The sequence below is a fragment of the Pseudomonas sichuanensis genome (assembly GCF_003231305.1).
GTDB classification, from domain to species: Bacteria; Pseudomonadota; Gammaproteobacteria; order Pseudomonadales; family Pseudomonadaceae; genus Aquipseudomonas; species Aquipseudomonas sichuanensis.
In genome coordinates, this window is record NZ_QKVM01000067.1 from 1 (window position 1) to 21,938 (window position 21,938).

The following is a 21,938-nucleotide window of genomic DNA, read 5'->3' on the forward strand; positions in this document are numbered from 1 at the left end:
CACAGCAAATGAATGCACATACAACTATCAAAACCAACAGACAACAAAATCCAAAAAACTTGAAACTTGAAACCGTTAAGCAATCACTGCAACAACCTACAAACTCAACCCCCTACTTACGCCGCTGCATCCAAGCCGCCCCCAACCCACTCAAGCAAATCACCGAAATCCCCAGCAAACTCATACCATCCGGCACCTGCCCAAAAACCACCAACCCCAACACCCCCGCAAACACAATCTGACAATAACTGAACGGCGCCAACAAAGCCGGCGCCGCAAACCTGAACGCCTGCGTCAGCAGCAGATGCGCCGTCATCCCACACCCCCCCAGCGCCAGCATCAACAACGCATGCGACCACTGCGGCACCTGCCAGAAAAACGGCACCATCGCACTCAGCACCAAGGTATTGCACAACCCCGCATAGAAGTTGCTGGTGGTCGGGCTGTCATGGGCCGCCAGCACCCGCGTCAGCAACTGGTACGAACAGAACCCCAGCGCCGACCCCAGCGGAAACAGGATCGCCGGAGTAAACATCGCCCCTCCCGGATGCACCACCACCAGCACCCCGACAAACCCCATCACCACCGCCGCCCACTGCCCCGCCGTGACCCGCTCCTTGAGCAACGGCACCGACAACGCGGTGACCAGCACCGGGGCCAGGAAGTTGACCGACGTCGCCTCGGCCAACGGCAGATACTGCAAGCCGGCAGTGAACAACAGGCTGGTGCTGAGCAGGCTCAAGGCACGCAGGGTCTGCAACAACGGGCGCCGGGTACGCAGCACCGCCATGCCGGCCTTGGGCAGGAAGATCCCGGCCATCAGCAAGGTGTGCACCAGGTAACGGGCCCATACCACCATGATGATCGGGTAGATGCCGCCGAGGAACTTCGACATCGCGTCGTGGCCGGCGAACAGGAAGGTGGCCACCACCACCAGGGTGATACCGCGCAGCGGCTGGTTGACTCCGGACAGCGGCGTACTGGAACTCATGGGGCTCTCGGGCGGTGGCCCCGGCCTTGCGCCCGGGCATCCGCGGATTCTAGAAGAGATCCTGGGCGATGAACATTGCCTGGGCCGAGGCTTCTGTACTGTCCGGTACATTTCGTTCGCTGATCGACCACTTTCCCCCTGCCCCCACTGCCAGCCATTCGCCGATGGCCGATCATGTCCGTCCACCTTTCCATCCGTACAAGGAGTACCGACATGCACAGGCTCACCACCCGCCACGGCCTCGACATGCCGGCCATCGGCCTGGGCACCTGGCCAATGACCGGCGCCGACTGCACCCGCGCCGTGCACCAGGCACTGGAGCTGGGCTACCGGCATATCGACACCGCCACGGCCTACAACAACGAAGCCGCAGTCGGCCAGGCCCTGCGTGACAGCAGCGTGCCGCGCGAGGCCATTCACCTGACCACCAAGGTCTGGTGGGACCGCCTCGCCCCGCAGGCCATGCGCCAGTCCCTGGAAGACAGCCTGCGCGCCCTGGGCACCGACCAGGTCGACCTGTTCCATATTCACTGGCCGGGCAAGGATTGGGACCTGGCGCGCAGCATCGAAACCCTGGTGGCCCTGCGCGATGAAGGCAAGGCGCGCTGCATCGGCGCGGCCAACTTCCCGCTCGGGCTGTTGCGTCAGGTGATCGAACAACTGGGCGCCCCGCTGTCGGCGATCCAGGTCGAGTACCACGTGCTGCTCGACCAAACACCGCTGCTCGACTTCGCTCGGCAGCATGGCCTGGCCTTCACCGCCTACACCCCACTGGCTCGCGGCCAGGCTGCCGAACAACCGGCCATCCGCGCCATCGCCGACAAACACGGCGTGCTGCCCAGCCAAGTGGCCTTGGCATGGTTGCTGGAGCAATCCGCCGTGGCAGTGATCCCGAAAGCCAGCAGCCGTGAAAACCAACTGGCCAACCTGGCGGCGCTGGACCTGCGCCTGGATGATCAGGACCGCGCACGGATTGCCGCGCTGGCGAAGGACCGGCGCCTGGTCAGCCCGGATTTCGCACCGCAGTGGAACAGCTGAACCTCCCCTTCAGATCGCCTGCACCGCCAGCAGTTCGGTGAGCACCTCGGCCAACGCCTTGACCATCACATCGGCCGTGGGCCGGTGCACGATCACGATCTCGTAGCTGTCCACCTCCGGCAGCCCCTGCTCGCCCCCCAGCACACGGTGCTCGCGGGTTGCCGCCCGCGGAGGCAGCAGGCTGATGCCCATGCCATCTGCCACCGCCGCCTGGATGCCGCTGAGGCTGGAGCTGGTGAAGCTGATGCGCCAGCGCCGGCCCATGCCTTCGATGGCGCTGATCATGTCGTCGCGGTACAGGCCCCGTGGCGGGAAGGTCACCAGCGGCACCGGGTCGAGCTCGAAGGCTGGCATCCGCGCGCTGTCGATCCATTGCAGGCGCTCCGGCCAGCAGGCCACCCCTTCACGGCTGTTGCGCCGCTGCTTGAGCAATACCAGGTCGAGCTCGCCGTTGTCGTAGGCCTGGCTGAGGTCGCGGCACAGCCCGCTGGTGACCTCCAGCTTGACCTGCGGGTGGCGCCGGCTGAATGCCGACAGCGCATTGGTGGTACGCCCGCCCACGAAGTCCTCCGGCACGCCCAGGCGCACGGTCATGCCGACCATGGCCCCGGCCAAGGCTTCGAGCATCTGGTCGTTCAACGCCAGCATGTGCCGGGCGTAACCCAGCAGAGTCTGGCCGGCATCGGTAGGCAGCACGTCGCGGTTACCGCGCACCAGCAGGCGGTGGCCGACCATCTCTTCGAGGCGGCGGACCTTCTGGCTGATGGTCGATTGGGTGGAATGCAGGCGTGCCGCCGCGGTGGTGAAACTGCCGCAATCGGCCACCACGACAATGGCGCGCAGCAGGTCGAGGTCGAACAGGGCTCTATTCGATTTAACGCTGATGGACATCTTGGTATTCGACTTCTAAATGACGAGCCTGACTTCTATCACGCCCCTCCACGTCCGGCAACCATGCGCAAAGCCACTGCCTGGCATCCAGAAAATTCACTTCTGACGCCGCGCGCAGTTACCTAGGATGAACGCTCGCCCTGCCAGGAACCCCAGACCATGCGCATGCCGATTGCCACCCTGCTGCTGGCCCTGCTCACCAGCCTTGCCGCCCACGCCGAGAGCCAGTCCATGAATAACCGCCTGTTCGATGCCGCCCGTCTTGGTGACCTGCCCGCCATCCGCCAGGCGCTCGCCCAGGGCGCCACCCTAGACGCCCGTAACGACCAAGGCCAGACCGCGCTGCTGGTGGCCACCCACGCCAACCAGGTCGCCGCAGCGCAGGTACTGATCGAGGCGGGTGCCGACGTCAACGCCAAGGACAACATCCACGACAGCCCTTACCTGTACGCCGGTGCCCGTGGCCTTAACGAGATACTGCGCCTTACCCTCGCCCATGGCGCCGACCTGAGCAGTACCAACCGCTACGGCGGCACCGCACTGATCCCGGCGGCCGAGCGCGGGCATGTGCAGACCGTGCAGTTGCTGATCGATGCCGGGGTCGATGTGAACCACCTCAACCGCCTGCACTGGACCGCGCTGCTGGAGGCGGTGATCCTCGGCGATGGCGGGCCGCGCCATGTGGAAGTCGTGCGCCGGCTGCTGGCGGCCGGGGCCGACCCGGCGATTGCCGACAAGGACGGGGTGACGGCGCTGGAGCATGCGCGCCAGCGCGGGTATGGGGAGATGGTCGCGCTGCTTACGCGTTGATTCCTTGGAGGGCCCAATCGCCCAATGAACCTACACGCCCACTGTAAGAGCGGCCTTGTGCCGCGAAAGGGTCGCGAAGCGGCCCCAGTTTTCAGCTGCACAACAAGAATCGCCGGGGCTGCGGCGCAGCCCTTTCCGGCCGGTCCGGCGCCCCGGCAAGGCCGCTCCTACAACCCCGTTACTCCACCACCTCGAACGGCAACCCCACATAGTTCTCGGCAATATTCACCAACCCCGCCTGCGAACTGAGGAAATACTCGCGATCAGCCTCCTGCATCTTGCGGTCCCAGTCATCGTGATGCTCACCAAAATCATGCAGCAACTGGGTCATGAACCAGCTGAAGCGCTCGCCCTTCCACACCCGGCGCAAGGCCATGGGTGAGTACTGGGCCAGCAGGTCGGTACGGCCTTCGCGGTACACCTTGAGCAGAATCCGGTACAGGTAGTTCACGTCCGAGGCCGCCAGGTTGAGACCTTTGGCACCGGTGGGCGGGACGATGTGCGCGGCATCACCGACCAGGAACAACCGGCCATGCTGCATGGGCTCGACCACCAGGCTGCGCAGCGGCGCGATGCTCTTCTCCAGGGCCGGGCCGGTGACCAGCCGCTCGCCCACCTCCTCGGGCAGCCGAGCCTTGAGCTCACCCCAGAAACGCGCATCCGTCCAGTCCTCCACCCGTTCCTGCAGCGGCACCTGCAGGTAGTAGCGGCTGCGGGTCTGCGAACGCTGGCTGCACAACACGAAGCCGCGCGCGTGGTGGGCGTAGATCAGCTCGTGGTTCACCGGCGGCGTATCGGCCAGCAGCCCCAACCAGCCGAACGGGTAGACCCGCTCGTAGGCCTTGAGCACACCTTCGGGAATACTCTGCCGAGCGACCCCGTGGAAGCCGTCGCAGCCGGCGATGTAGTCGCAGTCGACGCGGTGCGGCTGGCCATCCTTCTCGAACGTCAGGTAGGGCTGCGCGCCGTCGATGTCATGGGGCTGCACCTTGCTGGCTGAATAGATGATCGGTGCCCCGCTCTGCTCGCGGGCCTGCATCAGGTCGCGGGTGACCTCGGTCTGGCCGTAGACCATCACCGTCTTGCCACCGGTCAGCGCCTTGAGGTCCAGGCGCTGGCGGCGGCCACCGACCAGCAGTTCGACGCCTTCGTGGACCAGCCCTTCACGGTCCATGCGTTCGCCGACCCCGGCCTCGCGCAGCAGGTCGACGGTGCCCTGTTCGAGCACCCCGGCGCGAATGCGCCCCAGTACGTAGTCGGGGGTCTGGCGCTCGACGATCAGCGTGTCGATACCGGCCTTGTGCAGCAATTGGCCCAGCAGCAGGCCGGATGGGCCTGCGCCGATGATTGCAACCTGAGTCTTCATTGTTGTTGTCTCTGTGTGCTGTTACGGTTCTCCCCTGCATTTTTACGAGCGATTCAGGCCTAAAAAGTGTGCTATCCGCTGTAAAAACTGCACTTTTACAAAAAACGTTCGATTAACGGACAAGGCCATCCCCATGCTCAGCCCCCTCTCTGGCATTCCACTGTTCCAGCTCTACGGCGAAAACCACGCCTGGCCCGACACCGACCTGTTGCACTGCGAGTCGATCCCGGCACGCAGCCGCCTGCATCATTGGGAGATCAAGGCGCACCGCCATGCCGAGCTGTTCCAGCTGCTGTACGTGCAGCGCGGCGAGGCGCAGGTGGAGATCGAGGGCGAGCGCAGCGTGATCCGCCAGGCGGCGATCCAGGTGGTGCCGCCGCTGACCGTGCATGGCTTTCGTTTCAGTGCCGATATCCAGGGCCATGTGCTGACTTTTGGCACCGCGCTGGTGGCCGACCTTGAGCAACGCCTGGGCGCGCCATTGAGCGTACTGGCCGCGCCCGGCTGCTATCCGTTGGGCCAGGACCGCCTGCGCCTGCACACACTGATCGACACGCTGCAACAGGAATACCAGGGCCACGCCCCGGCACGGGCGGCATTGCTGCAAGCACTGGTCACCACGCTGATGGTGTGGATCAGCCGCCAGCAGCACGACCGTGCCCCGCGCACCCGCGGCGAGCGCGACCAACAATTGCTTGGCCGCTATCTGCGCCTGGTCGAGGCGCACTACCGCGAGCACCTGCCCGTGGAAACCTATGCTGCGCGCCTGGGCATCAGCAGCCTGCAGCTCAACCAGCTGTGCCGCGCCCTGGCCAGCCAGACCGCACTGCAGGTGGTGCACCAGCGCCTGCTGCTCGAAGCCCGGCGCAACCTGTCGTACACGCGCATGAGCATCGGCCAGCTGTCCGATCGCCTGGGTTTCAGCGACCCCACCTACTTCGCCCGCTTCTTCAAACGCTTGAGCGGCCAGACGCCCAACGCCTACCGCCGCGCCACGCAAAGTGAATAATCATTGCAGCCACGCAAAGAGCCAACTGCGTCGTTAAATATTATTGACCAAAACCCCCGCCAAACCCTTGTCACCCAAGGCTCCGAGACCTCCAAGCCCCCGAAAAACGGCGCCTGGGCGCCCTGCCACTCGTTTGACATATCGAACGGCTCTGGCAAGCTATCAGTCAGGCCCCGACCGGCATCGCCCCTGAAGCGAGCCGGCAGTGCTCGGGGCTACAGGCTGCACCCATGGCCCCGGCCGTGCGCCTGCACAACAACGACAGGCAAGACCTGTCCCAAGGTGACATATGTCCAACAGCAACATTGGCAACAAGCAACCTTCCCTGCGCAAACCCGTCGTCCTGATGACCATGGGCAGCCAAGAGCGCAAAGGCCATGACTATCAGGTCATGACCCACAAATACATCACCCCGCTGGTCGAGTTCTCCGGTTGCGTCCCGGTGCTGGTCCCCACCTGCTGCGGCAGCGACGACCTCGAGACGTACCTGGACATGGCCGACGGCGTGTACCTGACCGGTGCCGGCAGCAACATCGACCCGGCCCTGTACGGCCAGGAGAACCAGACCCCCGGCAAGGGCCAGGACCAGAACCGCGACTTGTTCGACATCCCGCTGGTCAAGGCGGCGATCAAGCGTGGCCTGCCGATCTTCGGCATCTGCCGTGGCATGCAGGAAATCAACGTGGCCCTGGGCGGTGACATCTACCAGAAGGTCTACGCCGAGCCTGGTTTCAACGACCACCGGGAAAACCCGGAAGATCCGGTCGAGGTGCAATACGCCCAGGTGCATGGGGTGAAGATCAAGCCGGGCAGCTGGCTGCGCGACACCCTGGGCACCGACGAGATCCGCGTCAACTCGCTGCACGGCCAGGGCCTGCGCAAGCTGGGCGCCGGTATCGAGCCGATTGCCCATGCCGAAGACGGCCTGGTCGAGGCGATTCACGCGCCGAGCATTTCGCCCTTCCTGTTCGCGGTGCAGTGGCACCCGGAGTGGCAGGCGGCGAAGAACCCTGACTCGATCAAGATGTTCCAGGCCTTCGGCGACGCATGCCGCGCCCAGGTCCGCAAGTCACAGGTCAAGCGCCATCAGGCAGCCTGATCCAGCAAAGCTTCGTTAGCTTTGATCGCGGGGCGGCGCAAGGTCGCCCCCGTTTCCTACGGTCACCCTCTGCTGGTCCCAGAACACTTCCCGTGGAAGCGGGCGGCGGGCTTGCGCCTGTCTCCGCGATCTTTTTTTCCTTCCTTTTGCCTAGAGATACGATGACTGCCAAGTGGTTGTCGTAAGATCTTCTGCGCCTGTGAGATCGAGCGCCGCCCGCGCGGCGCATCGCGGGACAAGCCCGCTCCCACATTTGTTTCGGGCCAATTGTGCCTGTGAGGGTACCGCTGCCCGCCTTGGTGCATGTCTCAAGTCAGGCGAGGCGCCAGTGGTGCCCACCTCACTACCGCGTCGTACCAACAAGGCGGACCAGGTGATGGCACAGGAAAGACTGGCCCTAAACAAATGTGGGAGCGGGCTTGTCCCGCGATGCGCCGCGCGGGCGGCGCTCGATCTCGCAGCCAATAAACACCTGACGGCGAACACCCCCAAATCAAAAAATCTGCCCAAGAGGGACTAGTCATCGCATTTGTTGTACGATAACTTACCTCCAACGCAGAACAACACCCTTCACCCAAGCGCCCCAGGATGCCTACAACAATGACCCCACAAGAACTGAAATCCATCCTCTCCCACGGCCTGCTGTCTTTCCCGGTCACCGACTTCGACGCCCAGGGCGACTTCAACCCTGCCGGCTACATCAAGCGCCTGGAATGGCTGGCCCCCTATGGCGCCAGCGCGCTGTTCGCCGCCGGCGGCACCGGTGAGTTCTTCTCCCTGGCCGCCAGCGAGTACAGCCAGGTGATCAAGACCGCAGTCGATACCTGCGCCACCTCGGTACCGATCCTCGCCGGTGTCGGCGGCTCGACCCGCCAGGCCATCGAATACGCCAAGGAAGCCGAGCGCCTGGGCGCCAAGGGCCTGCTGCTGCTGCCGCACTACCTCACCGAAGCCAGCCAGGACGGCGTTGCCGCCCATGTCGAGGCGGTGTGCAAGGCCGTCAACATCGGCGTCGTGGTCTACAACCGCAACGTCTGCCGCCTGAATGCCGACCTGCTGGAAAAGCTCGCCGAGCGCTGCCCGAACCTGATTGGCTACAAGGATGGCCTGGGCGATATCGAGTTGATGGTGTCGATCCGTCGCCGCCTGGGTGATCGATTCAGCTACCTGGGTGGCCTGCCCACCGCCGAGGTGTATGCTGCCGCGTACAAGGCCCTCGGTGTGCCGGTGTACTCCTCGGCGGTGTTCAACTTCGTGCCCAAGACCGCGATGGACTTCTATCACGCCATCGCCCGTGACGATCACGCCACCGTCGCCAAGCTGATCGACGACTTCTTCCTGCCGTACCTGGACATCCGCAACCGTAAGGCCGGCTACGCCGTGAGCATCGTCAAGGCCGGAGCCAAGATCGCCGGTTACGACGCAGGCCCGGTGCGCACGCCGCTCACCGACCTGACCGCGCAAGAGTACGAGATGCTCGCCGCGCTGATGGACAAGATGGGGCCACAGACGCTGTAAGCCCCGATCGCCGGCAAACCGGCTCCCACAGGAGCGGGCTTGCCGGCAATGGGCCGCAACGCGGTCCAGCGCCCTGCCCTGGCGCCAAAACACAATCTGATAGCCCGCACAAAAATAACTAGTGGGAGTAAGCAGCATGCAAGCGACGAAAAAGACGCATGTCCGCTACCTGATTCTGTTGATGCTGTTCCTGGTGACCACCATCAACTACGCCGACCGCGCCACCATCGCCATTGCCGGTTCCAGCCTGCAGAAGGACCTTGGCATCGACGCGGTCACCCTCGGCTACATCTTCTCCGCCTTCGGCTGGGCCTACGTGGCCGGGCAGATCCCCGGCGGCTGGCTGCTCGACCGCTTCGGCTCGAAGAAGGTCTATGCCTTCAGCATCTTCACCTGGTCGCTGTTCACCCTGCTGCAGGGCTTCGTCGGTGGCCTGCCGGTAGCCTGGGCCGTGGTCACGCTGTTCACCCTGCGCTTTCTGGTCGGTTTCGCCGAAGCCCCGTCGTTCCCCGGCAACGCCCGGATCGTCGCGGCGTGGTTCCCCACCCAGGAGCGCGGCACCGCGTCGGCAATCTTCAACTCGGCGCAGTACTTTGCCACTGCCCTGTTCGCCCCGATCATGGGCTGGATCGTGTTCAGCTTCGGCTGGGAGCACGTGTTCGTGGTGATGGGTGTACTGGGCATCGTTTTCAGCGGGGTGTGGATGAAGACCATCTACAACCCGCGCCAGCACCCACGCATCAGCCCCAGCGAGCTCGATCACATCGAGCAGAACGGCGGCCTGGTGGACATGGACCAGAAACGCGGCAACGACGGCCCGAAATGGGGCTACATCAAGCAACTGCTGACCAGCCGCATGCTGCTGGGCGTTTACCTGGGCCAGTACTGCATCAACGCCATCACCTACTTCTTCCTCACCTGGTTCCCGGTGTACCTGGTGCAGGAACGCGGCATGACCATCCTCAAGGCCGGTTTCATCGCCTCGTTGCCGGCGGTCTGCGGCTTCATCGGTGGTGTACTCGGCGGTGTGCTGTCGGACTGGCTGCTGCGCCGCGGCAACTCGCTGACCTTCTCGCGCAAGCTGCCGATCGTCTGCGGCCTGTTGCTGTCGACCACCATGGTGTTCTGCAACTACGTCGACGCCGAGTGGATGGTGGTGGGCTTCATGACCCTGGCCTTCTTCGGCAAAGGCATCGGCGCGCTCGGCTGGGCCGTGGTGGCCGACACCTCGCCCAAGCAGATCGCAGGGCTGTCGGGTGGTTTGTTCAACACCTTCGGCAACATCGCGTCGATCACCACGCCGATCGTCATCGGCTACATCATCAGTGCTACCGGTTCGTTCAAGTGGGCGCTGGTGTACGTCGGCGCCAACGCCCTGGTGGCGGTGTTCAGCTACCTGGTGATCGTCGGCCCGATCAAGCGCATCGAGCTCAAGGACGGCCCAAAGCAAGAACCCGCGCCAACCGCTGAACTGGCAGGTTCGCGCCGCTGAGAGAAAGCCGCCGGCGCCCGTGCACACGGCGCCGGCCGCCGTATGAAAGCCTGAGAGAAAAAACCAGAAGGGCCTGACCATGCAGTTGATCGAACATTCCGAGTCGCCCCGCTACGTCCGCCTGCACGATGACGACAACGTCGTGGTGGTGGTGAACGACGGCGGCCTGGGCGAAGGCGCCCGTTTCGCCGACGGCCTGACCTTGGTCGAAGGCGTACCGCAGAGTCACAAGGTGGCCACCGTCGATATCCAACCCGGCGCCCCGGTGCGCCGCTACGGCCAGGTCATCGGCTACGCCCGTGAATGGCTGCGCCAAGGCAGCTGGGTCAAGGAAGATCAACTGGACATGCCGGCCGCGCCCGAGCTCGACAGCCTGCCGCGCTGCGACGCCGTGCCCGCCGCCCTGGCGCCGCTCGAAGGCTTCACCTTCGAAGGCTACCGCAACGCCGACGGCACCGTCGGCACCCGCAACATCCTCGGCATCACCACCACTGTGCAGTGCGTGACCGGCGTGCTCGATCACGCGGTCAAGCGCATCCGCGCCGAACTGCTGCCCAAATACCCCAACGTCGATGACGTGGTCGCCCTCACCCACAGCTACGGCTGCGGCGTGGCGATCAACGCCCGCGATGCCTACATCCCGATCCGCACCGTGCGCAACCTGGCGCGCAACCCCAACCTGGGCGGCGAAGCGCTGGTGATCAGCCTGGGCTGCGAAAAACTCCAGGCCGGCCAGGTGATGCACGACGGCGACCCGTCGGTAGACCTCAGCGAGCCGTGGCTGTACCGCCTGCAGGACGCCTCGCTGGGCTTCGTCGAGATGATCGAGCAGATCATGCAACTGGCCGAAACCCGCCTGAAAAAGCTAGACCAGCGCCGCCGCCAGAGCGTACCGGCCAGCGAGCTGATCCTCGGCATGCAGTGCGGCGGCAGCGATGCGTTTTCCGGCATCACCGCCAACCCGGCGCTGGGCTTTGCCGCCGACCTGCTGGTGCGCGCCGGGGCCACGGTACTGTTCTCGGAAGTCACCGAAGTGCGTGACGCCATCTACATGCTCACCTCCCGCGCCGAAACGCCTGAGGTGGCCGAAGCGCTGGTGCGCGAAATGGACTGGTACGACCGCTACCTGCAACAAGGCGCCGCCGACCGCAGCGCCAATACCACGCCAGGCAACAAGAAAGGCGGCTTGTCGAACATCGTCGAGAAGTCCCTGGGCTCGATCGTCAAGTCCGGCAGCGGCGCCATCCAGGGCGTGCTCGGCCCGGGCGAGCGGGTGACGCGCAAAGGCCTGATCTTCTGCGCCACCCCGGCCAGTGATTTCGTCTGCGGCACCCTGCAGCTGGCCGCCGGCATGAACCTGCACGTGTTCACCACCGGGCGCGGCACGCCGTACGGCCTGGCCATGGCGCCAGTGGTCAAGGTGTGCACCCGCACCGAGCTGGCCCAGCGCTGGCCCGACCTGATCGACATCGACGCCGGGCGCATCGCCACCGGCCGCTCGAGCATCGAGGAGCTGGGCTGGGAGCTGTTCCACTATTACCTGGACGTGGCCAGCGGCCGCAAACAGACCTGGGCCGAGCGGCACGGGCTGCACAACGACATCACCCTGTTCAACCCGGCGCCCATTACCTGATGCCAAGGGCTGACTCGATTTCCCAGACTCTCGCGATCCCTGTGGGAGCGGGTTTACCCGCGAAACTGGCGGCACGGTGCATGGCACCGGCTTCGCCGGTGTTCGCGGGTAAACCCGCTCCCACAGAGGCCAAGCAAACCTGCCCAAATAGCATTCTTCCTTCAGCGACTACAGGAGCACCCCATGCCTGAGATCCTCGGCCATAACTTCATCGCAGGCCAGCGCAGCGCTGCCGGCACCCAGCGCCTGCAGAGCCTGGACGCCACCAGCGGCGAAGCCCTGCCCTACAGCTTCGCCCAAGCCACTGAAGCCGAAGTCGACCAGGCCGCCCAAGCCGCTGCCGCCGCCTTCGCCGAGTTCCGCCAGTTGCCCCCGGCACGCCGCGCCGAATTCCTCGACGCCATCGCCGCCGAGCTTGACGAGCTGGACGACAGCTTCGTCGCCATCGTCTGCCGTGAAACCGCCCTGCCCGCCGCCCGCATCCAGGGCGAACGTGGCCGCACCAGCGGCCAGATGCGCCTGTTCGCCCAGGTGCTGCGCCGCGGCGACTACCTGGGCGCACGCATCGACCTGGCCCTGCCCGAGCGCCAGCCGCTGCCACGGGTGGACCTGCGCCAGATGCGCATCGGCGTCGGCCCGGTGGCGGTGTTCGGTGCCAGCAACTTCCCGCTGGCCTTCTCCACCGCCGGTGGCGACACCGCCGCTGCCCTGGCCGCCGGTTGCCCGGTGGTGTTCAAGGCCCACAGCGGCCACATGGCCACCGCCGACCTGGTCAGCTGCGCCATCGAGCGCGCCGCCGCACGCACCGGCATGCCCAAGGGCGTGTTCAACATGGTCTTCGGTGGCGGTGTCGGCGAGTGGCTGGTCAAGCACCCGGCGATCCAGGCCGTTGGCTTCACCGGCTCGCTCAAAGGCGGTGATGCCCTGTGCCGCATGGCCGCCGAGCGCCCGCAGCCAATCCCGGTGTTCGCCGAGATGTCCAGCATCAACCCGGTGATCATCCTGCCGGGCGCCCTGGCCAAACGCGGCGAAACCATCGCCCGTGAGCTGGCCGGTTCCGTGTGCATGGGCGCAGGTCAGTTCTGCACCAACCCGGGCATGGTCATCGGCCTGCAATCGCCGCAGTTCAGCCAACTGCTGGCTGACCTCGGCCAACACCTGGACGCCCAGCCCGGCCAGACCATGCTCAACGCGGGCGGCCTGCGCAGCTACATTGGCGGCCTGGAGCACCTGCACGCCCACGCCGGCATCCAGCACCTGGCCGGTCAGGCCCAGGAGGGCAACCAAGCCCGCGCCCAGCTGTTCAAGGCCGATGCCCGCCTGCTGGTGGAATCCGACCCGTTGCTGCAGGAAGAAGTGTTCGGCCCGACCACCGTGGCCGTGGAAGTCAGCGGCAACGAGCAACTGCGCGCCGCCCTGCTCGGCCTGCGTGGCCAGCTCACCGCCACGCTGATTGGCGAGCCGGAGGACTTCGAAGCCTTCGCCTGGCTGATGCCGCTGCTGGAGGAGAAAGTCGGTCGTATCCTGGTCAACGGTTACCCGACCGGTGTCGAGGTGTGCGATGCGATGGTCCACGGCGGCCCCTACCCGGCCACCTCCGATGCCCGTGGCACCTCGGTCGGTACTCTGGCCATCGACCGCTTCCTGCGCCCGGTGTGCTACCAGAACTACCCGCAGGCGCTGCTGCCGGCAGCACTGCGCGACGGCAACCCGCTGGGGCTGCGCCGCCTGGTGAATGGCCAGTGGAGCGACGCGGCGATCTGATCTCTTGGATGCAATGCACATGAGGCAAATGGGGCCGCTCTGCGGCCCTTCGCGGGTAAACCCGCTCCCACAGGTACTGCGCAAGTCTCACGGCAAGCGCACATCCTGTGGGAGCGGGTTTACCCGCGAAGGGCTGCGGAGCAGCCCCATTAGCTAACCAGGTCTGGCAGCTTTGGCGATCAGGCGATCGCCGCGTCCACCAGCACCTGGGCTTCCTCTACCAGGCGCTTGAGGTGCGCCTCGTCGATGAAGCTTTCGGCGTAGATCTTGTAGATGTCCTCGGTGCCGGACGGCCGCGCGGCGAACCAGCCGTTGGCGGTCATCACTTTCAGGCCGCCGATGGCCTGGTTGTTGCCCGGGGCATGGCTGAGGATCTGCTCGATCGGCTCACCGGCCAGCTCGGTGGACTTGACCTGCTCCGGCGCCAGCTTGCTCAGCGCCGCCTTCTGCCGCAGGTCGGCCTTGGCCTCGACACGGGTCGCGTAGGGCTTGCCCAGTTTGGCGGTGAGGTCAGCGTAGATCTGGCTCGGATTGCGACCGGTACGGGCGGTCATCTCGGCGGCCAGCAGGGCCGGGATCAGGCCGTCCTTGTCGGTGGCCCAGACCGAGCCATCCTTGCGCAGGAACGAGGCGCCGGCGCTTTCTTCGCCACCGAAGCCCAGGGAGCCGTCGAACAGGCCCGGCGCAAAGAACTTGAAGCCCACCGGCACTTCGTACAGCTCACGGCCAAGCGCGGCCGTGACGCGGTCGATCAGGCCGCTGGACACCACGGTCTTGCCGACGGCGGCGTCTTTGCGCCACTGCGGGCGGTGGCGGTACAGGTAGTCGATGGCCACGGCCAGGTAGTTGTTCGGTTGCAGCAGGCCGTCGGCGGTGACGATGCCGTGGCGGTCGTGGTCCGGGTCACAGGCGAAGGCCACGTCGAAACGCTCGCGCAGGCCGATCAGGCCCTGCATGGCGTACGGCGAAGACGGGTCCATGCGGATCTGGCCGTCCCAGTCGACGCACATGAAGCGGAACGTCGGGTCGACCTCGGTGTTCACCACTTCCAGGTTCAGCTGGTAGCGCTCGGCGATGGCCGACCAGTAGCGCACCCCGGCGCCGCCCAGCGGGTCGACGCCCAGGCGCAGGTTGGCGCCGCGGATCACGTCGAAGTCGATGACGTTTTCCAGGTCGGCGACATAGCTGCTCACGTAGTCATGGCGCTGGGTGGTCGCGGCCGCGAGCGCCTGCTGGTAATCCATGCGCTTGACCCCGGCCAGGTTGGCCGCCAGCAGTTCGTTGGCCTTGGCCTCGATCCACTTGGTCACGTCGCTGTCGGCCGGGCCGCCATTGGGTGGGTTGTACTTGAAACCGCCGCTCTGCGGCGGGTTGTGCGACGGCGTGATGACGATGCCGTCGGCCAGTTGCTGTGTGCGGCCACGGTTGTGGCAGAGGATGGCGTGGGATACCGCAGGCGTGGGGGTGTACTCGTCGTCCTTGCTCAGCCGTACCTGAACGCCGTTGGCGGCCAGCACTTCCAGCGCGCTGGCGGCGGCCGGGGCGGACAGCGCGTGGGTATCGGCGCCGATGAACAGCGGGCCGTCGATGCCCTTTTCCTGGCGGTACAGGCAGATGGCCTGGGTGATGGCCAGCACGTGATGCTCGTTGAAGCTCAGGTCGAACGAACTGCCCCGGTGCCCCGAAGTGCCGAAGGCCACGCGCTGGGCCGCCACGGCGGCGTCGGGGCGGCCGGTGTAGTAGGCGGTCAACAGCCGGGGGATATCGACCAGCACGCTGGCCGGAGCCGGCTTGCCTGCCAAAGGACTGAGCGTCATGCGAAACCTCGAAAGCAACGAATGTTGGGGTTGGAACGCGAAGTGTACTGGGAGTTTCAACGCCAGGCGATGGGTGCGTTCAGGCGTATCGCCACCAGCTGGGAAACATCTGCCGCACCCGGGGTTCGGCGAAGCGCTCGTCGATCAGCAGCAGCACGCCACGGTCCTGGTCGCCACGGATCACCCGGCCAGCGGCCTGGATCACCTTGCGCACACCCGGGTACAGGTAGGCGTAGTCGAAACCGGCACCGAACTGCCGCCCCAGGCGCTGCTTGAACTGCTCGTTGACCGGGTTGACCTGGGGCAGGCCCAAGGTGGCGACGAAGGCACCGATCAGCCGTGTACCCGGCAGGTCGACGCCCTCGCCGAAGGCACCGCCGAGCACGGCGAAACCGATGCCCTGCCCGTCAGCCACGAACCGCGCCAAAAAGGCCTCGCGCCCGGCCTCGTCCATGCCCGGCGCCTGGCGCCACTGGGGCAGCCCGGGGTGGCGTTCGGCCAATAGCCGAGCGACCTGCTCGAGGTATTCGAAGCTGCTGAAGAACGCCAGGTAATTGCCGGGTTGCCGCGCGTACTGCGCGGCGATCAGTTCGACGATCGGCGCCAGCGAGGCCTGGCGCTGCTGGTAACGGGTGGACACTTCACTGACGATGCGCACCTCCAACTGCTCGGCGCGAAAGGGTGCGGCCACTTCCAGCCAGGCGGTGTCGGCCGGCATGCCCAGCAGGTCGCTGTAGTAGTGCCGGGGGTTGAGCGTGGCGGAGAACAGCGTGACGCTGCGCGCGGCACTCATCCGTGGCCCGAGCAAGCGCGCCGGCACCACGTTACGCAGGCACAGGGTGGCCAGGCGCCGGCCGCGCGGGCCATTGCGCTGGCTGATATCGAACAGGAAGTGCTCATCGAACAACTCGGCGATACGGCTGAACTGCAACGCCTGGTAGAAGAACTCCAGCACCTTGGGTTCCACTTCGGCGGGCGTCTGGTTCATGCGCTCCTGGATCAGCCCGATGCACTGCGCCAGGGCGCGCAGAAACCCATCGGGCAGCTGCTCGCCGGCCTGGTACGGCGCCACTTGCGCCTTGTACAGCGCATTCCACTGGCGGTTGAGCCGATCCAGCGCGCTGCCAAGGCCCATCGGCTTGGCCTGGCGCAGTGCCTGCAACTGGCCTTGGTCGAGGCTGGCGCTGTACATCTGCCGGCCGCGCTCGACCAGGTTGTGCGCCTCGTCCACCAGCACTGCCGTGCGCCACTGGTTGGCCTGGGCCAGGCCGAACAACAGCGCATGGGCGTCGAAGTAATAGTTGTAGTCGGCCACCAGCAGGTCGACCCAGCGCGCCATTTCCTGGCCGAGGTAATACGGGCACACCTGGTGCGCCAGGGCCACCTCGCGCAGGGCCGCGCGGTCGAGCAACGGCACGGCCGCAGCCGCCTCACGCGCCGCAGGCAAGCGGTCGTAGATACCCCTGGCCAACGGGCAGGACTCGCCATGGCAGGCGTTCTCGGGGTACTCGCACGCCTTGTCGCGGGCAATCAGCTCCAAAGTGCGCAGGGCCGGCTGGGTGCCGTCACGGGTGAGCTGGCGCAAGGCATCCAGGGCCAGCGCGCGGCCCGGGGTCTTGGCGGTGAGGAAATACAGCTTGTCCAACTGCTGGGGCACCACGGCCTTGAGCAGCGGGAACAGGGTGCCGAGGGTCTTGCCGATGCCGGTGCTGGCCTGGGCCATCAGGCAGCGGCCGGTGCTCACCGCCTTGTACAGGGTTTCGGCCAGTTGACGCTGGCCTTGGCGCAGTTCGGGGTAAGGGAAGGCCAACGCCTGCAAGCCACGGTTGCGCTCGGCCAGGCGCTGTTCCTGGGCCCTTGCCCAGGCGAGAAAGCGCTGGCACTGGGTTTCGAAGAACTGCTGCAGTTCGCCAGCGCTGTGGCGCTCGCTGATCACCGTCTGGCTGTCGCTGTCGATATCCAGGTAGACCAGCGCCACCTCGAGGTCCGTCAGTTGCCGCGCCTGGCACAGCAACCAGCCATACACCTTGGCCTGGGCCCAGTGCAGCTGGCGGTGGTTGTCGGGCTGGCGGGCCAGGTCGCCACGGTGGGTCTTGATCTCCTCCAGGCGGTTGCCTGCCGGGTCGTAGCCATCGGCGCGGCCGCGCACACGCAGGCCCTGGTATTCGCCCTCCAGCGCCACTTCGGCCTCGTAGCCGGCAGCACGCCGCGCCACCACCCGGCGATGGCCGGCGATCCCCTCCTGGGCGGTCGGTGACGGGGTGAACCGCAGGTCGAGGTCGCCCACCTTGGCGCTGAACTCGCACAGGGCGCGTACCGCTACCGTGTAGCTCATGGCGCCGACTGCCAGCGCACATGGCAAACCACCACCGGCAGCCCGTGCTCTTTGCAGAACGCCAACCAGCGCAGTTGGTTGTCCTGCAGGCGGTCACCCGGGCCCTTGACTTCGACCATGCGATAGCGCCCCTCGTCGGGCCAGAACTGGATCAGGTCGGGCATGCCGGCGCGGTTGTTGCGGATATCCTGCAACAGGCGCACAAAGCAGGCTTTCAAGTGCGCGGCGGGCAGGCATGCCAGGGCCTGCTCGAGCAGTGGTTCATCGAGCATCTGCCAGAACACGAAGGGTGACTGCAGGCCCTGCTTGGCGCTGAAGCAGGCGCGGATCGCCTGCCCATGGCTGCCATTGTCGAGCCGCCCCAGGCACTGCTCGAACAGCGCCGCGCGGCGCTGCTGGAAGTCGCCATCGTGCAGGTCTTGCGGCCCGCTCTGGAACGGGTGGAAGAACGCCCCTGGCAACGGGGCGAAGATGGCGTCCCAGCAGAGCAAGCCGAACAGGCTGTTGAACAGGGTGTTCTCGACGTAGTGGGCCACCCCGCCGCTTTGCTCCAGGTGCCGGCGTACCGCCTCCTCCACCCCGAAAACCGCAAGCTCGGCCGGCAGCTCCAGCTCGATAACCTGCACCGCATCACTGCGCCGACGGGATTGCGCCGGCCCACCAAGCTTGCGCGCCAGGCGCGGCAGCATGCGCTCCAGGGCCTGTCGCTCGAGCGGGTTGGCCGGCGCCGCCGCCATGTCGGCCGCCAGCGCGTGCGCCTGCGGCCACCGCTCGCTGCGCTCGAACACCCGCACCTGGCGGATACGTGCCTCGGGGTGGGCGCAATCGCCATACACCTGCAGCGCCAAGTCCCATTCGCCCAAACGCTCGCAGTGCTGCCCAAGATTGAACAGCAACCGCGCACGCCGCCGGGCGAGCCAGGGGTTGTCGCTGCCCAGCCCGTCGAGCGTCGCCAGCAGCGTGGCGGGCGCCTCACCCTGCTCCAGGCGTTCGGCACACTGGTGCAGGGCCATGGCCAGCTCGACCTCGCTGCGCTGGCGCAGAGCCCGTGAGTCTTCTGCGAAGGCCACCTGCTCATAGCGCAGCAGCCCAAGGTCGGCGAGGACGAACTCCGACCAGTCCTGGTAGAGGTTGCCGAAAAACAGCAGGCGCAAACGGTCGCACAGCGGCTGCAAGCGCCAGTGGATGATCTGTGCGGGGAAATCGGGGTACCACGCGGCGAGCGAACGCGGCGCCAGTTGCAACGCCTGCAACTGCGCCAGCAGCTCGGCCTTGCCCGCCTTGGGCCGGCTGAATTGCCCGGCAAAACAGTGCAGTGCCTCGTCCTTGCGCAGCAGCGGCCACAGCTGCTCCAGCGTCAGCGGCGCCTCGGCATCGACCCAGCCCAGGCCCAGCAAGGGGGCCAGGGCACTGTCGGTATCGCCGATCTCGTCGTAATTGAGTTTGTCGCTGCGAAACAGCTCGCCCTTGCGCATGACCATGCGCACCAACAGCGCCTGGGCCGGCGCCGGCAAGCCGGCGAAGGCACGGATGAACCCGTGCTCGCGGGCATCGAGCAGGTCGGCGTAACGCTGTTCGACCCAGTTCAGCACCTGGCGGAAGTTGTGCAGGTAGTAGAACGGGTCATCGACGGAATGGGCAATCACGGTGCGGGATCGGGCGCGGGAAATGGACACTGGTTATACATACAGACCACAAGGCTAAGCAAGTGCCGTGGGTCGCGCACTCCATGTGCCCGCCGTACGCCGAGTGCAGTAACAAACCTTAAACAAGACTGTGACATTTTTTTTCAGCCTACTTACCAGGTACCTCGGCATGGGTAACGGCCTGCCCGGATTCGGTCATGGAGCTGCGAGATGAAGGTTACGGTTTTCGGTACGGGTTATGTTGGCCTCGTCCAGGCGGCATGCCTGGCCCAGGTGGGGCATTCGGTGCTGTGCATGGACGTTGACGTCGAGCGGATCGCCAGCTTGAGCCAGGGCCATTGCCCCCTCTACGAGCCGGGCCTTGCGTCACTGCTGAAAAGGAACCTGGCCTGTGGCCGCTTGAGTTTCACCACCGACGCCGCCAGGGCGACCCATTTCGCCCCGTTGCTGTTCATCGCGGTCGGCACCCCGCCCCAAGCCGATGGCAGCGCCGACCTGCGGCACGTGTTCGCGGTGGTCGACAACATTCTTGAACATGCCGATCACCCCAAGGTCATCGTCAACAAGTCCACCGCGCCGGTCGGCACGGTCGATCACATCAAGGCGCGCATCAGCCAGGCGGTCGCCAATGCCGAGCACTATCGGGTGATCAGCAACCCGGAATTTCTCAAGGAAGGTTCGGCGGTCGACGATTGCATGCGCCCGGAGCGGATCATCATCGGCGGCGCCGGCCCGGCCGAGCTTGAGCTGCTGCGCGAGCTGTACCTGCCGTTCAGCCGCAACCGGGAAAAACTCATGGTCATGGATGCGCGCAGCGCCGAACTGACCAAGTACGCCGCCAACTGCATGCTGGCGACGAAGATTTCCTTCATCAATGAAATGGCCAACCTGGCCGAGCACCTGGGCGCGGATATCGAAATGGTCCGCCGTGGCATCGGCTCGGACCCGCGCATCGGCTACGACTTCATCTACCCCGGTTGCGGCTTTGGCGGCTCGTGCTTCCCCAAGGACCTGCAGGCCCTGAGCAGATGCGCCGAAGCCGAAGGCTTCGAGCCGCAACTGCTGCGCGCTGTCGAGTCGGTGAACGCGCGACAGAAGAACCGGCTGTACGCCAAGATCGCCCGGCACTACCCCGCTGGCCTGCGCGGCAAGGTCTTCGCGCTGTGGGGGCTGTCGTTCAAACCCAATACCAATGACATTCGCGAGGCCTCCAGCCGGGTCCTGCTCGAAGCCCTGTGGGCTGCCGGCGCCCGGGTGCAGGCCCACGACCCGCAGGCCATGGAGGAAATCCAGCGGCATTACGGCGAGCGTGCCGACCTGCTGCTGGTGCCGTGCAAGGACGATGCGCTGCAGGGCGCCGATGCGCTGGTGATCGTCACCGAGTGGCAGGACTACCGGGTGCTGAACCTGGACCAGGTGCCGCAGCTGTTGGCCGACCGGGTGGTGTTCGACGGGCGCAACCTGTTCGAGCCCGAGCACATGGCCGCCGCCGGCCTGACTTACTACGGCATCGGCCGTGGCCAGGTGCCGCAGCCATGCCCGTACTGATCACCGGCGTCGCCGGCTTCATCGGCTTTCACCTTGCCCAGCGCCTGTGCCAGGAAGGCCTGGAGGTGGTCGGCATCGACAACCTCAACAGCTATTACAGCGTCGAGCTCAAGCAGGCGCGCCTGCAACAGCTGGCCCGGTGGCCGAACTTGCGCTTCCAGCGGCTGGACATCGCCGACCCGGACGCCCTGCTCCAACTGTTCGCCAGGCAGCCCTTCAGCGAGGTCATCCACCTGGCGGCCCAGGCCGGGGTGCGCTATTCGCTGGACAACCCAGGGGCCTACGGCCAGGCGAACCTGATCGGTTTTCTCAACGTACTCGAAGCCTGCCGCCGACACCCCACCGGCCACCTGATCTATGCCTCCAGCAGTTCGGTGTATGGCGCCAACGCCAAGCTGCCGTTCAGCGTCGAGGACCCGGTGGAACAACCGGTCTCGCTGTACGCCGCCAGCAAGCGTGCCAATGAGCTCATGGCGCACACCTACGCGCACCTGTACCGCATCCCCGCCACCGGCCTGCGCTTCTTCACCGTCTATGGCCCCTGGGGCCGCCCGGACATGGCGTTGTTCAAGTTCACCCAGGCCATGCTCGAAGGCCGGCCCATCGAGGTCTACAACCACGGCCGGATGGCACGGGACTTCACCTATATCGACGACATCGTCGAAAGTATCCAGCGCCTGCGCGGCAAACCACCACAGCCGGCCGCAGGCCAACCGCCCTGCCAGCTGTTCAACATCGGCCGCGGCCAGCCGGTCAGGCTGCTGCACTTCGTCGAGTGCCTGGAACAGGCCCTGGGCATCCCGGCAACGCGCGATTACCTGCCCTTCCAGGACGGCGACGTGCTGGAGACCTGGGCGGACATCAGCTCACTGGCGCACTGGATCGACTACACGCCCAAGGTCTCGCTGGAACACGGCGTCGGCCAATTCGTCAGCTGGTACCGGGATTTCTACCGGATCTGAACCACGCATTCACAACAAG

The 21,938-nt window shown here is 65.8% G+C and carries 16 protein-coding genes; 10 read left to right on the plus strand and 6 right to left on the minus strand.

All coding sequences use genetic code 11. The features are described 5' to 3' along the window. Positions 1 to 112 precede the first annotated feature (112 nt). Positions 113 to 991: a DMT family transporter gene (locus DM373_RS25590; RefSeq protein WP_110996208.1), complete on the minus strand. Its 879-nt coding sequence runs from the start codon at positions 989 to 991 to the stop codon at positions 113 to 115. 213 nt (positions 992 to 1,204) lie between these two features. Between DM373_RS25590 and DM373_RS25595 the strand changes: the two genes are divergently transcribed. Beyond that, a complete protein-coding gene (locus tag DM373_RS25595) occupies positions 1,205 to 2,029 on the plus strand; it encodes an aldo/keto reductase (protein ID WP_110996209.1) in 825 nt (274 codons plus the stop codon). Between the two features lie 9 nt (positions 2,030 to 2,038). Here DM373_RS25595 and DM373_RS25600 read toward each other — a convergent pair whose 3' ends face one another. After that, positions 2,039 to 2,920 carry a LysR substrate-binding domain-containing protein gene (locus tag DM373_RS25600; RefSeq protein WP_110996210.1) on the minus strand — a complete coding sequence of 294 codons (882 nt, stop codon included), beginning with the start codon at positions 2,918 to 2,920 and terminating at the stop codon, positions 2,039 to 2,041. Positions 2,921 to 3,079: 159 nt separating this feature from the next. Between DM373_RS25600 and DM373_RS25605 the strand changes: the two genes are divergently transcribed. Beyond that, complete coding sequence (locus DM373_RS25605; RefSeq protein WP_110996211.1) at positions 3,080 to 3,730, plus strand: ankyrin repeat domain-containing protein; 651 nt, start codon at positions 3,080 to 3,082, stop codon at positions 3,728 to 3,730. A gap of 178 nt (positions 3,731 to 3,908) precedes the next feature. Here the strand turns inward: DM373_RS25605 and pobA are convergent, their stop codons facing one another. Further along, positions 3,909 to 5,096: a 4-hydroxybenzoate 3-monooxygenase gene (pobA, locus tag DM373_RS25615; protein WP_110996213.1), complete on the minus strand. Its 1,188-nt coding sequence runs from the start codon at positions 5,094 to 5,096 to the stop codon at positions 3,909 to 3,911. Between the two features lie 133 nt (positions 5,097 to 5,229). Between pobA and DM373_RS25620 the strand changes: the two genes are divergently transcribed. From DM373_RS25620 to DM373_RS25650, 6 genes are all read left to right on the plus strand, one after another. Further along, positions 5,230 to 6,105, plus strand: coding sequence for a helix-turn-helix domain-containing protein (locus tag DM373_RS25620; RefSeq protein WP_110996214.1), 876 nt, complete (start codon positions 5,230 to 5,232; stop codon positions 6,103 to 6,105). Between the two features lie 289 nt (positions 6,106 to 6,394). Further along, positions 6,395 to 7,204, plus strand: a complete 810-nt coding sequence (locus tag DM373_RS25625; protein ID WP_110996215.1) for a gamma-glutamyl-gamma-aminobutyrate hydrolase family protein — start codon at positions 6,395 to 6,397, stop codon at positions 7,202 to 7,204. Positions 7,205 to 7,804: 600 nt separating this feature from the next. Then, entirely contained in the window at positions 7,805 to 8,722 is a 918-nt protein-coding gene (kdgD, locus tag DM373_RS25630; RefSeq protein ID WP_110996216.1) for a 5-dehydro-4-deoxyglucarate dehydratase, read from the plus strand. A 136-nt stretch (positions 8,723 to 8,858) separates the two neighbouring features. Then, positions 8,859 to 10,214 (plus strand): MFS transporter, encoded by a 1,356-nt coding sequence (locus tag DM373_RS25635; RefSeq protein WP_110996217.1) that lies wholly within the window; start codon positions 8,859 to 8,861, stop codon positions 10,212 to 10,214. Positions 10,215 to 10,293: 79 nt separating this feature from the next. Continuing rightward, positions 10,294 to 11,847 (plus strand): galactarate dehydratase, encoded by a 1,554-nt coding sequence (garD, locus tag DM373_RS25640; protein WP_110996218.1) that lies wholly within the window; start codon positions 10,294 to 10,296, stop codon positions 11,845 to 11,847. Between the two features lie 183 nt (positions 11,848 to 12,030). Beyond that, a complete protein-coding gene (locus tag DM373_RS25650) occupies positions 12,031 to 13,611 on the plus strand; it encodes an aldehyde dehydrogenase (NADP(+)) (RefSeq protein ID WP_110996219.1) in 1,581 nt (526 codons plus the stop codon). A 179-nt stretch (positions 13,612 to 13,790) separates the two neighbouring features. Here the strand turns inward: DM373_RS25650 and pgm are convergent, their stop codons facing one another. The 3 genes from pgm to DM373_RS25670 all read right to left on the minus strand — a co-directional run bounded on the left by pgm (position 13,791) and on the right by DM373_RS25670 (position 19,409). Continuing rightward, complete coding sequence (gene pgm, locus DM373_RS25660; RefSeq protein WP_110996220.1) at positions 13,791 to 15,428, minus strand: phosphoglucomutase (alpha-D-glucose-1,6-bisphosphate-dependent); 1,638 nt, start codon at positions 15,426 to 15,428, stop codon at positions 13,791 to 13,793. Between the two features lie 79 nt (positions 15,429 to 15,507). Beyond that, positions 15,508 to 17,763, minus strand: a complete 2,256-nt coding sequence (locus DM373_RS25665) for an ATP-dependent DNA helicase (protein WP_110996221.1) — start codon at positions 17,761 to 17,763, stop codon at positions 15,508 to 15,510. Further along, positions 17,760 to 19,409 (minus strand): VRR-NUC domain-containing protein, encoded by a 1,650-nt coding sequence (locus DM373_RS25670; RefSeq protein WP_110996222.1) that lies wholly within the window; start codon positions 19,407 to 19,409, stop codon positions 17,760 to 17,762. Before DM373_RS25670 ends, DM373_RS25665 begins: the two co-directional genes overlap by 4 nt. 210 nt (positions 19,410 to 19,619) lie before the next feature. On the opposite strand from DM373_RS25670, the gene DM373_RS25675 reads away from it, so the two are divergent. Together DM373_RS25675 and DM373_RS25680 are read left to right on the plus strand one after the other, a co-directional pair. Beyond that, complete coding sequence (locus tag DM373_RS25675) at positions 19,620 to 20,957, plus strand: UDP-glucose dehydrogenase family protein (RefSeq protein ID WP_110996223.1); 1,338 nt, start codon at positions 19,620 to 19,622, stop codon at positions 20,955 to 20,957. Beyond that, on the plus strand, positions 20,945 to 21,919 hold the full coding sequence (locus DM373_RS25680; protein WP_110996224.1) for an NAD-dependent epimerase/dehydratase family protein: 975 nt from the start codon (positions 20,945 to 20,947) through the stop codon (positions 21,917 to 21,919). Before DM373_RS25675 ends, DM373_RS25680 begins: the two co-directional genes overlap by 13 nt. Positions 21,920 to 21,938: the final 19 nt, after the last annotated feature.

Bases quoted from the DNA above. Each gene is read 5' to 3' on its own strand.
- DM373_RS25635 (WP_110996217.1), top strand. From the start codon at position 8,859: ATGCAAGCGACGAAAAAGACGCATGTCCGCTACCTGATTCTGTTGATG.
- DM373_RS25605 (WP_110996211.1), top strand. From the start codon at position 3,080: ATGCGCATGCCGATTGCCACCCTGCTGCTGGCCCTGCTCACCAGCCTT.
- DM373_RS25595 (WP_110996209.1), top strand. From the start codon at position 1,205: ATGCACAGGCTCACCACCCGCCACGGCCTCGACATGCCGGCCATCGGC.
- DM373_RS25665 (WP_110996221.1), bottom strand. From the start codon at position 17,763: ATGAGCTACACGGTAGCGGTACGCGCCCTGTGCGAGTTCAGCGCCAAG.
- kdgD (WP_110996216.1), top strand. From the start codon at position 7,805: ATGACCCCACAAGAACTGAAATCCATCCTCTCCCACGGCCTGCTGTCT.
- DM373_RS25680 (WP_110996224.1), top strand. From the start codon at position 20,945: ATGCCCGTACTGATCACCGGCGTCGCCGGCTTCATCGGCTTTCACCTT.
- pgm (WP_110996220.1), bottom strand. From the start codon at position 15,428: ATGACGCTCAGTCCTTTGGCAGGCAAGCCGGCTCCGGCCAGCGTGCTG.
- DM373_RS25590 (WP_110996208.1), bottom strand. From the start codon at position 991: ATGAGTTCCAGTACGCCGCTGTCCGGAGTCAACCAGCCGCTGCGCGGT.
- DM373_RS25650 (WP_110996219.1), top strand. From the start codon at position 12,031: ATGCCTGAGATCCTCGGCCATAACTTCATCGCAGGCCAGCGCAGCGCT.
- pobA (WP_110996213.1), bottom strand. From the start codon at position 5,096: ATGAAGACTCAGGTTGCAATCATCGGCGCAGGCCCATCCGGCCTGCTG.
- DM373_RS25620 (WP_110996214.1), top strand. From the start codon at position 5,230: ATGCTCAGCCCCCTCTCTGGCATTCCACTGTTCCAGCTCTACGGCGAA.
- garD (WP_110996218.1), top strand. From the start codon at position 10,294: ATGCAGTTGATCGAACATTCCGAGTCGCCCCGCTACGTCCGCCTGCAC.
- DM373_RS25625 (WP_110996215.1), top strand. From the start codon at position 6,395: ATGTCCAACAGCAACATTGGCAACAAGCAACCTTCCCTGCGCAAACCC.
- DM373_RS25600 (WP_110996210.1), bottom strand. From the start codon at position 2,920: ATGTCCATCAGCGTTAAATCGAATAGAGCCCTGTTCGACCTCGACCTG.
- DM373_RS25675 (WP_110996223.1), top strand. From the start codon at position 19,620: ATGAAGGTTACGGTTTTCGGTACGGGTTATGTTGGCCTCGTCCAGGCG.